Origin of the sequence: Pseudomonas syringae group sp. J309-1 (genome assembly GCF_032582135.1) — a bacterium.
In the GTDB taxonomy this organism is placed as follows: domain Bacteria; phylum Pseudomonadota; class Gammaproteobacteria; order Pseudomonadales; family Pseudomonadaceae; genus Aquipseudomonas; species Aquipseudomonas quasicaspiana.
Window position 1 is genome coordinate 75,927 of record NZ_JAWHNU010000019.1, and the last position, 14,103, is coordinate 90,029.

Below are 14,103 nucleotides of genomic sequence, written 5' to 3' on the forward strand. Positions count from 1 at the left end.
GATGAATGATCAGGCCAATAGCGTCGAACAGCGTTTTGATGCAGCCGCTACACCGATTGCGGCATGGAGTCGTCATGACACCACCTGGATGCTCGGGTTGTTCGGCACCGCCATCGGCGCAGGCACGTTGTTCTTGCCCATCAACGCAGGTATTGGCGGCTTCTGGCCGTTGCTGGCCCTGGCGTTGCTGGCGTTTCCGATGACCTACTACGCGCATCGCGGTTTGACCCGCTTTGTGCTGTCCGGCCGTGAAGGCGCAGACATCACGGAAGTCGTTGAGCAGCACTTCGGCAAAAGCGCCGGGACGCTGATCACCGCGTTGTACTTCTTTGCGATCTTCCCGATTCTGCTGATCTACAGTGTGGCGCTGACCAATACCGTTGGCAGCTTTCTTGAGCACCAATTGCACATTCAACCGCCGCCACGTGCCTTGCTGGCGTTTGTGTTGATCCTCGGATTGCTGGCTGTGGTGCGTTGTGGCGAACGGTTTATCGTCAAGGCCATGAGCCTGATGGTGTATCCGTTCATCGTGGCGTTGCTTTTCCTGGCGGTGTTCCTGATTCCGCACTGGAACGGCGGCATTCTCAGCACGGCCACCACGGTGCCGGAGCCTTCGGCATTCCTGCATACCTTCTGGCTGGCCATTCCGGTGATGGTGTTCTCCTTCAACCATTCGCCGATCATCTCGGCGTTTGCCGTTGACCAGAAGCGCATGTACGGCGATCAGGCTGAAGGTCGCAGCTCGCAGATTCTGGCGCGGGCTCACGGTTTGATGGTGATCATGGTGATGTTCTTCGTGTTCAGCTGCGTGCTGACCCTGTCGCCAGCACAACTGGCTGAAGCCAAGACCCAGAACATTTCGATCCTTTCGTATCTGGCTAACCATTTCAGCAACCCGACGATTGCCTTCGTGGCACCGCTGATTGCTTTCGTGGCGATTGCCAAATCATTCCTGGGCCACTACATCGGTGCCAGTGAAGGTTTGAAAGGCATCGTGGTGAGAACCGGCCTGCGTCCCGCGCCCAAAGCGCTTGATCGCCTCACCGCAGCCATGATGCTGGTGGTGTGCTGGGTTGTAGCGACACTTAACCCAAGCATCCTCGGCATGATCGAAACCCTTGGCGGGCCGATCATTACCGCGTTGCTGTTTCTGATGCCGATGTACGCCATCCACAAAGTCCCGGCCATGCGTCAATACGCAGGCAAGGCGTCCAATGTGTTCGTGGTAATTGTGGGTGTGGTGTCGATGCTGGCGCTGGTGTATTCGTTGATGCAGTAAGTCTTGGAATGCAATTCTTGTAGGAGCTGCCGAAGGCTGCGAAGCGTTAATCCTGATACACCGCTATTTGCAGCCTTCGGCAGCTCCTATAGGGGTTGTGTTTCAATGGCAACTCACTGCGCCGGGTAGTCCGCCACGACCCGCTCTTCACCCGAAGCCGTCAGACCAATAATCTGATGGGCGCTTCTTCGATTACCCGACTCCATACCCGGCGAACCCATCGGCATGCCGGGTGCAGCGACGCCGATCAGGTCTTTCTGGGCCACGAGTTCACGGATCTCTGAAACCGGCACATGACCTTCGACAAACTTGCCATTGATCACGCCGGTATGACATGAGCCCAGTTTCTCGGGCACGCCGAGTTTTTCCTTCACCGCGCTCATATTGTCTTCAGGATGATCATTCACGGTAAAACCGTTTTCCTTGAGGTACGCCATCCACTTGGTGCAGCAACCGCAATTCGGGTCGCGGTAGACGTCGATGGTTTGCGGCGCGGCATGCAGCAGCGCGCTGAAACCGAGGAGGGCGATCAGGCTGGCTTGTTTGATCTTCGAAAGCGTCATGAGAGATGTGCTCAAGGATGTTCAAAGTGCAGAGGCTACACGGGTTGTGAGGGCTGGAAAATACCGTGGTCCGCAGCACCCTTATCGCGGGCAAGCCTCGCTCCCACATGAAAATAACATTCTCCTGTGGGAGCGAGGCTTGCCCGCGATAAGGGCTACAAAGTTTTCAGCTGGATTGCGTTAGCTTAGGCTCAATAAGCCGCCACCAACCCATCCTTCCTCGGATCAGTCCCGCCCACATACCCATGCGCCGTACGCTGGATGATCTGGGCGCCGCCAAAGGCAAACACGCCACTTGGCTCTTCGACATCAATGTCATGACCTTTGGCGCGCAGGGCTTTGACCACTTCCGGATCAAACGCACGCTCCACAGCAACCTTCAAACCAGATTCGATCCTCCAGCGCGGTGCGTCGGCAGCGGCTTGCGGGTTCTGTTTGTAGCGCAGAATGCGCATCATCATCTGCAAGTGACCCTGCGCCTGCATCGGGCCGCCCATCAAGCCGAAAGACATCAATGGCGTACCGTCGGCATTCATCACAAAGCCGGGGATGATGGTGTGGAACGGGCGCTTGCGCGGTGCCACGTAATTAACGTGGGTCGGGTCCAGCGAGAAGCCCGCGCCACGGTTCTGCATGCTGATGCCGGTGCCTGGCACCACAACACCGGAACCGAAGCCCATGTAGTTGGACTGGATGAACGAGATCATCATGCCGCTTTCATCGGCGGCTGACAGGTACACCGTGCCGCCCGGTTTTGGCGAGCCGTGACCAGGATTCGCAGCCTGATCAGTGACCAGTCCGGCGCGCTCCATCAGGTAGGCTTTGCCCAGCAAATCTTCGGAAGGCACGCGCATGTGATCGCTGTCGGCGACGTGTTCGTCCAGGTCAGCCAGGGCCAGTTTCATGGCTTCCAGCACTGGGTGAACGGTTTCAAGGCTGTCCACCGGATGCTCGCCGACACCCAGCGCTTCAAGCATGGTTAAACCGGCAAGCGTTGCAATGCCCTGGCCATTCGGTGGCAGTTCGTGAACCACGGCACCGGCATACGGCACTGACAGTGTTTCGATCCAGTCCACGGTGTGCGTTGCCAGATCGTCGAGGCTCATGACGCTGCCATTGGCGTTGGCATGGGCAATGATTGCCTCTGCCAGTTCACCACGATAGAACGCTTCGCCCTTGGTTTGGGCGATCAGTTCCAGGGTGCGGGCGTGGTCCTTGAGTTTGATTTTCTCGCCAGCCAGCGGCGCCTTGCCATCCGGCATGAAACACTCGGCAAAGCCCGGTTGATCCTTGAGCAGTTGCGAGCCGCGTTTCCACAGCTCGGCGATGATCGGCGTGACCTGATAGCCATCGCGGGCATAGCCAATCGCCGGTTCCGCCAATGTGGCGAAGGGCAGTTTGCCGTAACGCTCGGACAACTCAACCCAGGCCGACACCGCACCCGGCACGCTGACCGCAGGCCAGCCACGTTGCGGCATCTGGCTCTGGCCAGCGAAATACTCGGGCGTCCAGGCCTGCGGTGCGCGACCGGAAGCGTTCAGACCTTGCAGCTTGTTGCCGTCCCAGACAATGGCGAAGGCATCGCTGCCAATCCCGCAACCAGTGGGCTCGACCACGGTGAGCACCATGGCCGCAGCGATAGCGGCGTCGACCGCGTTGCCGCCCTTGCGCAGCATGTCCAGCCCGGCCTGAGCGGCCAGTGGCTGGGAGCAGGCGACCATGTTGTTGCCCATCACCGGCGAACGTGCCGAAGCGTAAGGTTTGCTGTAATCCAGATCATCGAACATATGCGTTTCTCTTTGGCAGAATAACGAAAGGTTTAGCCTTTGGGGTCCAGCGCATCGCGCAGGCCGTCACCCAGCAGGTTGAAACACAGGACCGTGATGTAGATCGCCACGCCGGGCGCAATCGACATCCACGGAGCCTGCTCCATGAAATTCTTTGCAGTATTGAGCATCGAGCCCCAGGACGGCGAGGGTGGTTGCTGACCCAGGCCGAGGAACGACAGGCTGGCTTCGGCCAGAATCGCCGAAGCAATGGTCAGCGTGGCTTGCACCACCAGCGGCGACATCACGTTGGGCAGCACGTAACGCAGGATGATCCAGCGATCCGGCAGGCCAATAGCGCGTGCACCTTCCAGATAATCCTCGTGCTTGATCGACAGCACCTGACCGCGGGTCAGCCGGGCGAAGATCGGCATGGCGGAGAGGCCGATGGCGATCATCGCGTTGGTCAGGCTTGGGCCGAGAAACGCGCCCAGTGCGATGGCGAGTACCAGAAACGGGCAGGACAGCAGCGCCTCCATGACCTGGGAAATGATCATGTCCAGCTTGCCGCCGAAGTACCCGGCCAGCAGGCCCAGGGGCACGCCGATAAACATGGCGATGGCCACCGAAACACCACCGGCCAGCAGCGAACTGCGAGCGCCAAACAGCAACCGCGAAAACAGATCCCGGCCCAGTTCGTCGGTGCCCAGCCAGTACATCAGCGAGGGCGCTTTACGCACGGCGAGGAAGTTGGCTTTCAGCGGGTCATGGGGCGCAATCCATGGCGCCAGAAGGGCCGCCAGGACAAACAGCAGCAACACCGCCGCGCCAATCACCGCGCCTTTGTTGGCGAGGAATTTCTTCAGGAACGGCGAGCGGCTGCGGGGCAATATCGCGCTGTGCGGGAGGCTGGCAATAGCGGTCATCAGGCAGTCCTCAGACGCGGGTTGATCAGACGGTAAAGCACGTCGGCCAGCAGGTTCAGCATCAGGAAGCCAATCGCGACACACAACACTACGCCTTGCACCACGGCGTAATCCCGGTTGAACACGGCGTCGACGATCATCTTGCCGAAGCCCGGAATACTGAAAACCTGCTCGGTCAGCACTGCGCCGCCAAGCAGTTCACCGAACAGCAACGTGGTCAGCGTCACGATGGGCATCAGCGCGTTGCGCAGCGCGTGCTTGAGAATCACCGTGCGCGGGAACAACCCTTTGGCCCGGGCAGTACGCACGTAGTCGGTACGCAACACTTCGAGCATGGCACTGCGGGTGTGGCGCATGAGAATCCCCGACAACCCGGCACCCAATACGAAGGCTGGCAAAATCAATGTCTTCAGGTTTTGCCCGAAATCCTCGCCCATGGGCACGAAACCAGAGGCGGGCAGCCATTGCAGTTTCACCGCGAAGATCATGATCAGCAGGATGCCTAGCCAAAAGTGCGGAATGGAAATCCCCGACAGCGCCACCACGTTGGCTCCGTAATCCACGGCGGTGCCTTTGCGCACCGCCGAGATAATCCCGGTGGGGATGCCGATCAGCAACGCAATCAGCAAGGCCAGCACCGCCAGCTCAATGGTCACCGGCAACTTGGACGCCAGCAGCGTGGTCACCGGTTGCTCAGTGCGCAACGAGGTGCCGAAGTCGCCGGTCAGCACGTTGCCGACCCAGTTCAGGTACTGCAACGGGATCGGGTCATCGAGCCGGTACTTGTCGCGCAGGTATTCCATGACCGCCGGATCGCGTTCTTCCCCGGCCATGGCCAGCACCGGGTCACCCGGCAGCAGCTTCTGCAGGGTGAAGACGAACAGCGAAACCAGAATCAGCGTCGGAATCGAGCTGAGCAGGCGTCGCAGGATAAACATCAGCATGCCGGAACCTCGCAGGTGCGTCCGTCAGTCATGGTTTGAACGCGACGTTAGCCAGACGAATCAGGCCGTCCGGGTTTGGCACGAAGCCAGTCACGTTGTTACGCATGGCAATGATGCGTGGGTCGAAATACAGGTACGCGGTCGGCACTTCGTCGGCCAGCAGACGCAATGCTTCGTTGTACAGCGCCTGACGTTGTGGAACGTCGTTGACGGTGCGCGCCTTGTTCAGCAGTTCGTCGAGCTTGGCGTTGCAGTATTTACCGTCGTTCTGGCCACCTTTGCAGGTCACGAACTGGTGGATGTCGCCATCCGGATCAGGACGGCCCGACCAGGCGCTCATGCCGATCTGGAAATTGCCGCTTTGCTGTTCGCTAAGCATCGTGGCGTATTCAGTGGCAATCAGATTGACCTTGAAGCCCGCTTCTTCAGCCATGGCCTGAATGATCTGCCCGACCTGCTGCGCGATAGGGTTGTTGGCCACTTTCAGGTCTACCGCCAACGGCAGCTTCACACCGGCCGCGGCCAGCAGCGCCTTGCTTTTCTCGACGTCGCGAGCCGGGATCGGCAGCGCCTGATCGTAGTACGGGCTGTTTTTCGGGAACGGTTGGGCGCTTGGCGCGTAGAGGCCTTCGAACACCACCTGGTTGATCGCATCGCGGTCGATGGACAGCTCGAATGCTTTGCGCACGCGCTTGTCTTTGCCCATCGGCGTGTTGGCTTTTTCGCCGTTGCCGATGTTGAACATCAACTGCATGTAGCCCAGGCCAGGCGTGTTGTAGATCGCCAGCTTGCTGTCGCCCTTGACGGTTTTGACGTCGGTCGGCGCGACGCGCTCGATGATGTCCAGATCGCCGGAGCGCAGGTTGGCCAAGCGCACCGAGGTATCCGGAATCGGCAGGAACACCACTTTGTCGAAGTGATACGCCTGCTTGTTCCAGTAGTTGTCAAAACGCTCCAGCACGATGCGATCCTGCTGCACGCGCTGGACGAATTTGTAAGGACCTGAGCAGACAGGTTTGGACGCGAATTCGCCCTGAGCGGCTTTTGGTGCGAGCATCATCCCGGCCCGGTCCGAGAGCTGCGAAACCAGCGTGGCATCGGCTTGCTTGAGTTTGATGGCGACGGTTTTCGTGTCGATCACTTCAACGCTGTCCACCGACGCCAGCTCGCTTTTGCGCAGGGAGTCGGGCAGGGTGCGGGCGCGGTCCAGGTTGAACTTCACCGAGGCCGCATCGAAAGGTTCGCCATCGTGGTAGGTCACGCCCTCGCGCAAGGTCATGGTCAGGGTTTTGCCGTCCTCGCTCCAGTTCCAGGCGGTGGCCAGCTGTGGCGCGTAGGTCAGGTCCGGGTTGACGTCCACCAGCTTGTCGCACAACGCGGTGTACACCAGACGACCGGAATAGGTACGTGAACGATGCGGATCCAGCACATCGGGATCGTCCTGAATGCCGATGCGCAAGGTCGATTCGGCAAAGGCTGCGTTGGCGGCCAGCAATAACAATGTTCCTGTCATGACGCGTGCGATTTTCATGGCTGGCTCTCCACTGCAAGGGATTGATGGTTCTTGAACAGATTCAGGCGCTGTGTGTAGGCAGCGCTGGGTGTCGGAAGGATCAAGGTGCCGCTGCCCGCGTTGGCGATTTCCCGCCAGAAGTGGCACGCCACCTGACGTTCCGCCTCGACGGTTTCCATGACCGGCACGGCTTCTTTGCACAGCGCGCGGGCATGGGGGCAACGGGTATGAAAACGGCAACCGGAAGGCGGGCGGCTCGGGCTGGGCATGTCGCCGCCGAGCAAAGGGCGCGGCTGGCGCAAGTCCGGGTGGCTCACCGGTACGGCGGCCATAAGCGCCTGGGTATAGGGATGCAAAGGGTTTTCGAACAGCGCGTTGACCGGCGCCAGCTCGACGATTTCACCCAGATACATCACCGCGACCCGGTCGCTCATGTGGCGGATTACGGCCAGCCCGTGGGCGACAATTACCAGGGTCAGGCCGAACTGATGCTTGAGGTCTTCCAGCAGGTTGACCACTTGGGCCTGCACTGAAACGTCCAGTGCCGACACCGGCTCGTCGCCGAGGATCAGGCGCGGCTCGGAAGCCAGCGCGCGAGCAATACCGATACGCTGGCGCTGACCACCGGAGAATTCGTGAGGATGGCGACCGCCGTGTTCCGGGGCCAGCCCAACCGTACGCAGCAGCTCGGCGACCTTGGCCTGACGGTCGCTGCGGCTGGCTTCGCTGTGCAGCCAGATCGGTTCGCCGACAATCGATTCCACCGTCATGCGCGGGTTCAGCGACGCGAAAGGGTCCTGGAAAATGATCTGCAAGTCGCGGCGTACCTGACGCAGCTTTTCCGCCGACAGGTTGGCCAGGTTGCGGCCTTCGTAAATCACATCGCCTGCGGTGGGTTGCAGCAGGTTGAGCAGCAATCGGCCAAGGGTCGATTTACCCGATCCTGACTCGCCCACCAACGCCAGCGTCTCGCCTTTGCGAACCGACAGGTTGACCTGATTTACGGCCTGTACCGGAGGTTTCTTTGGCTGGAAAAGACCGCTTTCCACCGCAAAGTGCTTGCTCAGGCCGATGCCTTCCAGAATGGGTTTCTGCGTGCTGCTATCGGGGTTGGTACGCTCGGCGATGTCTCGTTCGGAAAGGCTCACGCACTGACTCCCACATGCTGTTCCAAGGGTGCGCGGATGCACGCGGCGAAGTGTCCGGGAGACAGTTCAAGCAGCGGCGGTCGCTCTTCCCGGCATTGCTGGATGACAAACGGGCAGCGTCCGGCGAAGCGGCAGCCGCTGGGCATTTCTGCCGGTGTCGGCACACGGCCATTGATCGTTGCCAGGCGACCTTCACGCGGGCCAATCGATGGCATCGAACCCATCAGGCCAATGGTGTACGGATGCTGCGGATCGTCGAACAGAGTCTTCACCGGGCCGCTTTCCACCACGCGACCGGCGTACATCACCATCACGTCGTCGGCGACTTCGGCGACCACGCCCAAATCGTGGGTGATCAGAATCATCGCGGTGCCGGTTTCGGTCTGCAGGTTGGCGACCAGCGAGAGAATCTGCGCCTGAATAGTCACGTCCAGTGCGGTGGTCGGTTCGTCAGCAATGATCAGCGCTGGATCGTTGGCCAGCGCCATGGCGATCATTGCCCGCTGACGCATGCCGCCGGAGAGTTCGTGAGGGTAGGCGTCCAGTCGCTGGCGTGCGTCCGGTACACGGACCTTTTCCAGCATCTCCAGCGCCCGTTGCCGGGCGTCTTTATCCGAAAGGCCCTGATGGCGGATCACGCTTTCGGCGATCTGCTCACCGATGGTGAACACCGGGTTCAGCGATGTCATCGGCTCCTGAAAAATCATCGCCATGCGGTTGCCGCGCACATCCAGCAGGCGCTCTTCGGACATGCCCAGCAAGGCTTCATCAATCAGCAGCGAATCGCTCGCGGCAACTTTTGCGGTGGCGGGTAACAGGCCCATCAGACCCATGGAGGTCACGCTCTTGCCACAGCCGGATTCGCCGACGATGGCCAGGGTCTTGCCGCGCTTGACGGAGAACGACACGCCGTCGACCACATTGGCGGGCGCACCGGCAAAGCGAACGGTCAGGTCGCTGACGCTGAGGACGGTGTTATCGGTGTTATCGGTGTTATCGGTGGTTGAGGCGGTGGCGCTCATAAGCTGGCCTCCAGGTCTTGATTGATGACGTTATCCAGCGCTTGTTGCAACGCCCGTAAATGGCCGCGCATGGCGGTAGCAGCCTTGATCGGATCGCGCGTCTCGATGGCGCTGACGATGTCGTCGTGATCGTGGCTGTAAGTGTCGAGGCGGTCGGCGTTTCGCGCCCGTTGACGCAAATCACGCCAGGCCGGGTCCAGACGGATCGCATCGAGCATTTCGAAAATATCCAGCATCAACCGATTGCCCGCTGCTTCAGCAATGGCGCGGTGCAGGGAGCTGTCCCAGAGTTCAATGCCTTCGGCATCGGGATGCTCGGCTTCCTGCTGGCGAGTGGTGCGCTCGGCAAGGCGGCGCAGGATCGCCATCTGCTCGCCATTGGCCCGCACTGCGGCGAGTGAGGCCAGCGCGGGTTCCAGATGCAGGCGCGCTTCCATGACCTCGCTGAAATTGGTCCGCCCGGAAAGCCGGGCAAAACTCATGGCCGCGCTGGGTGGCGTCGGACCGACAAAGGTCCCTTTGCCTTGCCGCCGCCAGATCTGGCCTTCGGCTTCCAGCACTGCCAGCGCGCGACGAATCGCGCGCCTGCTGACACCGAAATCGGTAGCCAGATCGCGCTCTGTAGGCAGCGCACGCTGGGGGAACGCAGCATGCTGGGCAACGATCTGCCGCAAGGCATCCAGCGCCAGTTTCGAGGAGTTATCGATGGGCGTGTCAGGGTCGAACCTTTGCATCGTGGTACTCGCGCCAGACCAGAAAAAGATGCCCTGAGCTGCCTACAGGCAGTGATTCGAGGCAAGAGGGCTGGTGCAAGAGCGATGCCAATGGAAATTGGTTCGATAAGTTTCGAGGCACAATATGCCGGGTGATTGCTAGCGATCAGGGTTGTCGGGCCAATGTGCAAAGGTTCGACGGAGTGGTCCGGAGGGATGAACGGTAATTGGTTCGCGGGTGGGTGAACCAATTTCGAAAGAGGATCGGATTTTGTGCATCAATGCGGGCGTGGTGCGCCGGGGTGGTGCCTGATGACCCTGTGGGAGCTGGGCTTGCCCGCGATAAGCGATAACGCGGTATGTCTTCAAGTCGCGTCTCATGCATCGCGGGCAAGCCCAGCTCCCACAGGGGTTACATTTCAATCCACAGACATGTGAATTTTTGCCTGATCAATTAATAGCCGACCCAGTCTTCACCGGCTCATCTTCATCCTTCATCTTGCGGAAGTACGTCGACAACAATGCCCCGGAGATGTTGTGCCACACGCTGAACAGCGCGCTCGGCACAGCCGCCAGCGGCGAGAAGTGCGCACTGGCCAGTGCGGCACCGAGACCTGAGTTCTGCATGCCGACTTCAAGTGCCAGGGATTTACGCTGAGGCAGCGGCAGTTTGAACACCTTGCCGGTGAAGTAACCCAGCAGGAAGCCGAAAGTGTTGTGCAGGATTACCACAGCCATGATCAGCAAGCCGGACTCAGCGATTTTCGCCTGGCTGGCGGCAACCACGGCGCAGACGATCATCACGATGCTCACTACGGAAATAAGTGGCAGCACGTCAATCGCGTAAGCGACGCGGGTACCCAGCAGGCGTTGAGCCAGAACGCCAAGCACGATGGGCAGCATGACCAGTTGCAGGATCGACCAGAACATATCCATGAAGGACACCGGCAACCAGGCCGAGGCGAGGAACCAGATCAGGGTGGGCGTCAGCAGCGGAGCGAGCAGGGTGGTGACCGCTGCAATGGCAACGGCCAGCGCCAGGTCACCCTTGGCCAGCCACGCCATAACGTTGGACGAGGTACCGCTCGGGCAGCAACCCACCAGAATCACGCCGACGGCGATTTCCGGCGGCAATTGAAATACCTGACACAACAACCACGCCACGCCGGGCATGATCACGAAATGCGCAACTACACCCAAGGCTACGCGCCATGGATTGCGGGCCACTTCGGAAAAGTCTTCAAGCTTCAGGGTGAGACCCATGCCGAACATCACCAGACCCAGCAACGGGACGATGAGGGGCTTGAGCCCGATGAACGCTTGGGGGAACACGAAGGCCAATATGGCGAACAGAAGCACCCAGTACGCAAAGGTATTACCGACAAAACGACTCAAGGTTGCCAATGCACGCATGGCGGGTTCCTTTCTTATTAGGTTGGGGGAGGGGGCGTCATCTGGCTGGATACGTAAAGCTGTAGGAGCTGCCGAAGGCTGCGAAGCGGTTTAACAGGTAAATTGCTTCGCAGCCTTCGGCAGCTCCTACAGGTGACCAGTGGTGTTTAAATCCCCTGCGGAATCTCTTCACCGCCCAGTGCTTCAAACAGCTCTGGCAGGAATTCACCGAAGGTCAGCATCATCAGGGTGAAGCTGGCGTCCAGTTGACCCAAGGCCTCGTCGCCGCCGTCCTGTTCCGCTTGATCCTGCAACAGGTCTTCGAACTTCAGACGCTTGACGGTCATCTTGTCGTCAAGCACGAAGGACAGTTTGTCCTGCCATGCCAGGGACAGCTGGGTCACGACTTTGCCGGTGCTCAGGTGCAGCTGGATTTCGTCGCTGGTCAGGTCCTGACGTTTGCAACGCACAATCCCGCCATCTTCGTGGGTGTCGCGCAGTTCGCATTCATCCAGCACGAAGAAGTTGTCGGCAGCCTTCTGCGTGGTGACCCAATCGGTCATCACAGCGGTAGGTGCGGTTTTCACGGTCAGCGGACGTACCGGCAGGGTGCCGATTACTTCACGCAGGGTCGACAGCAAATCCTCAGCGCGTTTCGGGCTGGCCGAGTTGACCAGAATCAGGCCCTGTTTCGGCGCGATAGCGGCGAAGGTCGACGAACGACGAATAAAGGCACGCGGCAGGAACGCCTGGATGATTTCATCCTTGATCTGCTCGCGTTCCTTCTTATAGACCTTGCGCATTTGCTCGGCTTCGATCTCGTCGACCTTTTCCTTCAATGCGTCACGCACAACGCTACCCGGCAGGATGCGTTCTTCTTTACGGGCAGAAATCAGCAGGAAGTCGCCGCTGACATGCACCAGAGGTGCGTCTTCGCCTTTGCCGAAAGGGGCGACGAAACCGTAAGTGGTCAACTCTTGGCTGGCACAGGCACGGGCCGGTTTGGTGGCCAAAGAGGTTTCCAGTGCTTCGGCATCAAAAGGCAGATCCTGGGTCAGGCGGTAGACAAGCAGGTTTTTGAACCACATGAGGTGAATCTCTCCTTCGGTAAAAAGTGGGGCATTATTCGCTGCTATTACCTCGCGGCCAACCCTGTGCTAAGCCTTTGGAAGGATTATAAAAATTATTTAAAAAAGTGCTTGCCAGAGGTTAGGTCGCTCCGTAGAATGCGCGCCACACCGAGAGTGAAGGGTGATTAGCTCAGCTGGGAGAGCAGCTGCCTTACAAGCAGCGGGTCGGCGGTTCGATCCCGTCATCACCCACCAACTCGCTCTAAGTGTTACGCGCAGCGGTAGTTCAGTCGGTTAGAATACCGGCCTGTCACGCCGGGGGTCGCGGGTTCGAGTCCCGTCCGCTGCGCCATATTCAGCTTCAAGGCCCTTGAACTCCTTGAAGCATCGGAAAGCCTGCCTAGTGCGGGCTTTTTGTTGTCTGGGTTTTTTGCTCCTGCGATTTGGTCAGGCGTCAGCCCGGGAATCTGCAGGAGCTGCCGAAGGCTGCGATGGCGGTGTGTCAGGATGAATGCTTCGCAGCCTTCGGCAGCTCCTACAAAGTAAACAGCAGGTAGAGCCTTTTACGATTACTCGCGCGTCAATTTTCGTATGGGTTCGTCTATTGCTGGATTGTGTCCCCCCATCCTTGGTGCAAGCGCCGGATCCGTGTAGCCTGAACGCCGCAGATGAACAGAAAGTCGTCGACCAGTGTCTGTTCTCAAGAGAATGGGGCGGCACGTTCTGACGACCCAATTGAACGTCCCAGCGCTTTTGTGTCGGCCCACCAGGTTATGTCGGCGAGCGGTATTGGATAAAGGCAGGATGTAGGTCCTGAGCAGGACCAGGAGAATCTACTATGTTTGCCAGGCAGGATTTATTAGAGTCTTTTGATGTAGTCGATGAAGACAGTTCTGGGCATCTTTTTTTTCAATATGATTTTCCAAAGAAAACTTTTCGATACTGTTTGAAAAACTGTGCTCATCATTATGCTGTCGTTGGGTCTGAAGATGTAGATGACCGCCGGTTTGCATCTGCTGTACTGGATCAATTGCCAGATTTTCTGTCTCCCGTTAAGCCTACCCTCTATAGTCTGCAAGAAAACAGTTATGGCTTTACTCATGCGATAGCGGTTCCAAAGGATTATCACGGGCATTTGAAAGGGGATTTGCGGGATAAACGTGATGGGCTATTTCTCTGCGTTCCGATTTTCAAGTGTGAATTTTCCGGGAGTGAGAGTGAAGTTGAATTCAAGCAATTGGTACGTATGCTGCCGATTTTTGAATGGAATAGAGACGTTTTTCCCAAATTGAATGTTTACTTTGATAATCCTTCGACAGGGGCAGGGACGAGTGAGGAGGGTGCGCTGTTAAAGTTTTCGACATTGGTTTTAGAAGTTGAGAATCTCAATGGTGTTGTCAGTGGTTTTATTGAAATAACGAACTATAAGGGCGATGTGATAGAAGTTTTGTCGCCTGCTATCGATGCGTATACGTTGATAAGAAATCGTTGTGATGATGAGGCTGAGACATCATTGAGTTTTTCCGTGCTTATGAAAAAGATTGCCGAGTTCTCCCAGCTTTAGTTGAGCTGTTGATGACACCGGACCGGAAGCAAAGTCGAACTTGATTGTGGGTGGTGACGCCTGTTTTCAGGTTCCACCTCCTCAAGGCCCTTGAACTCCTTGAAGCAACAGAAAGCCCGCCTGGTGCGTAATGCTGTTCACTTAAGCGGAGCAGCCTTACGGTCCACTGGGTACCGGGTTTTAGAAATCTTCACCGTCCTTGG

Annotated in this window: 12 protein-coding genes and 2 tRNA genes; 4 read left to right on the forward strand and 10 right to left on the reverse strand. The window is 58.5% G+C overall.

The features are described 5' to 3' along the window. The first annotated feature begins 1 nt into the window (after position 1). Entirely contained in the window at positions 2-1,279 is a 1,278-nt protein-coding gene (locus tag RX972_RS13055) for a serine/threonine transporter (RefSeq protein WP_122397388.1), read from the forward strand. Positions 1,280-1,392: 113 nt separating this feature from the next. On the opposite strand, the gene RX972_RS13060 is transcribed toward RX972_RS13055, so the two are convergent. The 10 genes from RX972_RS13060 to rdgC all read right to left on the reverse strand — a co-directional run bounded on the left by RX972_RS13060 (position 1,393) and on the right by rdgC (position 12,354). After that, the gene (locus tag RX972_RS13060; protein ID WP_099269114.1) at positions 1,393-1,842 is read right to left on the reverse strand and encodes a DUF411 domain-containing protein; all 450 of its coding nucleotides are present in this window, start codon (positions 1,840-1,842) and stop codon (positions 1,393-1,395) included. Positions 1,843-2,033: 191 nt separating this feature from the next. Continuing rightward, positions 2,034-3,629 carry a gamma-glutamyltransferase family protein gene (locus RX972_RS13065; RefSeq protein ID WP_316875878.1) on the reverse strand — a complete coding sequence of 532 codons (1,596 nt, stop codon included), beginning with the start codon at positions 3,627-3,629 and terminating at the stop codon, positions 2,034-2,036. Positions 3,630-3,661: 32 nt separating this feature from the next. Continuing rightward, positions 3,662-4,534, reverse strand: a complete 873-nt coding sequence (locus RX972_RS13070) for an ABC transporter permease (protein WP_027898079.1) — start codon at positions 4,532-4,534, stop codon at positions 3,662-3,664. Then, positions 4,534-5,478: an ABC transporter permease gene (locus RX972_RS13075; RefSeq protein WP_027898078.1), complete on the reverse strand. Its 945-nt coding sequence runs from the start codon at positions 5,476-5,478 to the stop codon at positions 4,534-4,536. The genes RX972_RS13070 and RX972_RS13075 overlap by 1 nt, the downstream gene beginning before the upstream one ends. A gap of 28 nt (positions 5,479-5,506) precedes the next feature. After that, complete coding sequence (locus RX972_RS13080) at positions 5,507-7,009, reverse strand: ABC transporter substrate-binding protein (RefSeq protein WP_122708430.1); 1,503 nt, start codon at positions 7,007-7,009, stop codon at positions 5,507-5,509. Further along, positions 7,006-8,139, reverse strand: a complete 1,134-nt coding sequence (locus RX972_RS13085; protein ID WP_027898076.1) for an ABC transporter ATP-binding protein — start codon at positions 8,137-8,139, stop codon at positions 7,006-7,008. Before RX972_RS13085 ends, RX972_RS13080 begins: the two co-directional genes overlap by 4 nt. Beyond that, complete coding sequence (locus tag RX972_RS13090; protein ID WP_316875883.1) at positions 8,136-9,161, reverse strand: ABC transporter ATP-binding protein; 1,026 nt, start codon at positions 9,159-9,161, stop codon at positions 8,136-8,138. Before RX972_RS13090 ends, RX972_RS13085 begins: the two co-directional genes overlap by 4 nt. Then, positions 9,158-9,895: a FadR/GntR family transcriptional regulator gene (locus tag RX972_RS13095; protein ID WP_027898074.1), complete on the reverse strand. Its 738-nt coding sequence runs from the start codon at positions 9,893-9,895 to the stop codon at positions 9,158-9,160. The genes RX972_RS13090 and RX972_RS13095 overlap by 4 nt, the downstream gene beginning before the upstream one ends. Positions 9,896-10,324: 429 nt before the next feature. Beyond that, positions 10,325-11,287, reverse strand: a complete 963-nt coding sequence (locus RX972_RS13100) for a bile acid:sodium symporter family protein (RefSeq protein ID WP_316875885.1) — start codon at positions 11,285-11,287, stop codon at positions 10,325-10,327. 146 nt (positions 11,288-11,433) lie between these two features. After that, positions 11,434-12,354: a recombination-associated protein RdgC gene (rdgC, locus tag RX972_RS13105; RefSeq protein WP_316875887.1), complete on the reverse strand. Its 921-nt coding sequence runs from the start codon at positions 12,352-12,354 to the stop codon at positions 11,434-11,436. A 161-nt stretch (positions 12,355-12,515) separates the two neighbouring features. Between rdgC and RX972_RS13110 the strand changes: the two genes are divergently transcribed. The 3 genes from RX972_RS13110 (at position 12,516) to RX972_RS13120 (ending at position 13,900) form a co-directional block, all read left to right on the forward strand. After that, positions 12,516-12,591: transfer RNA gene (locus RX972_RS13110), tRNA-Val, on the forward strand. Between the two features lie 20 nt (positions 12,592-12,611). Then, positions 12,612-12,688: transfer RNA gene (locus RX972_RS13115), tRNA-Asp, on the forward strand. A gap of 486 nt (positions 12,689-13,174) precedes the next feature. Further along, positions 13,175-13,900, forward strand: coding sequence for a hypothetical protein (locus RX972_RS13120; protein ID WP_316875889.1), 726 nt, complete (start codon positions 13,175-13,177; stop codon positions 13,898-13,900). Positions 13,901-14,103 lie beyond the last annotated feature (203 nt).

Bases quoted from the DNA above. Each gene is read 5' to 3' on its own strand.
- RX972_RS13055 (WP_122397388.1), top strand. From the start codon at position 2: ATGAATGATCAGGCCAATAGCGTCGAACAGCGTTTTGATGCAGCCGCT.
- RX972_RS13060 (WP_099269114.1), bottom strand. From the start codon at position 1,842: ATGACGCTTTCGAAGATCAAACAAGCCAGCCTGATCGCCCTCCTCGGT.
- RX972_RS13065 (WP_316875878.1), bottom strand. From the start codon at position 3,629: ATGTTCGATGATCTGGATTACAGCAAACCTTACGCTTCGGCACGTTCG.
- RX972_RS13070 (WP_027898079.1), bottom strand. From the start codon at position 4,534: ATGACCGCTATTGCCAGCCTCCCGCACAGCGCGATATTGCCCCGCAGC.
- RX972_RS13075 (WP_027898078.1), bottom strand. From the start codon at position 5,478: ATGCTGATGTTTATCCTGCGACGCCTGCTCAGCTCGATTCCGACGCTG.
- RX972_RS13080 (WP_122708430.1), bottom strand. From the start codon at position 7,009: ATGAAAATCGCACGCGTCATGACAGGAACATTGTTATTGCTGGCCGCC.
- RX972_RS13090 (WP_316875883.1), bottom strand. From the start codon at position 9,161: ATGAGCGCCACCGCCTCAACCACCGATAACACCGATAACACCGATAAC.
- RX972_RS13095 (WP_027898074.1), bottom strand. From the start codon at position 9,895: ATGCAAAGGTTCGACCCTGACACGCCCATCGATAACTCCTCGAAACTG.
- RX972_RS13100 (WP_316875885.1), bottom strand. From the start codon at position 11,287: ATGCGTGCATTGGCAACCTTGAGTCGTTTTGTCGGTAATACCTTTGCG.
- rdgC (WP_316875887.1), bottom strand. From the start codon at position 12,354: ATGTGGTTCAAAAACCTGCTTGTCTACCGCCTGACCCAGGATCTGCCT.
- RX972_RS13120 (WP_316875889.1), top strand. From the start codon at position 13,175: ATGTTTGCCAGGCAGGATTTATTAGAGTCTTTTGATGTAGTCGATGAA.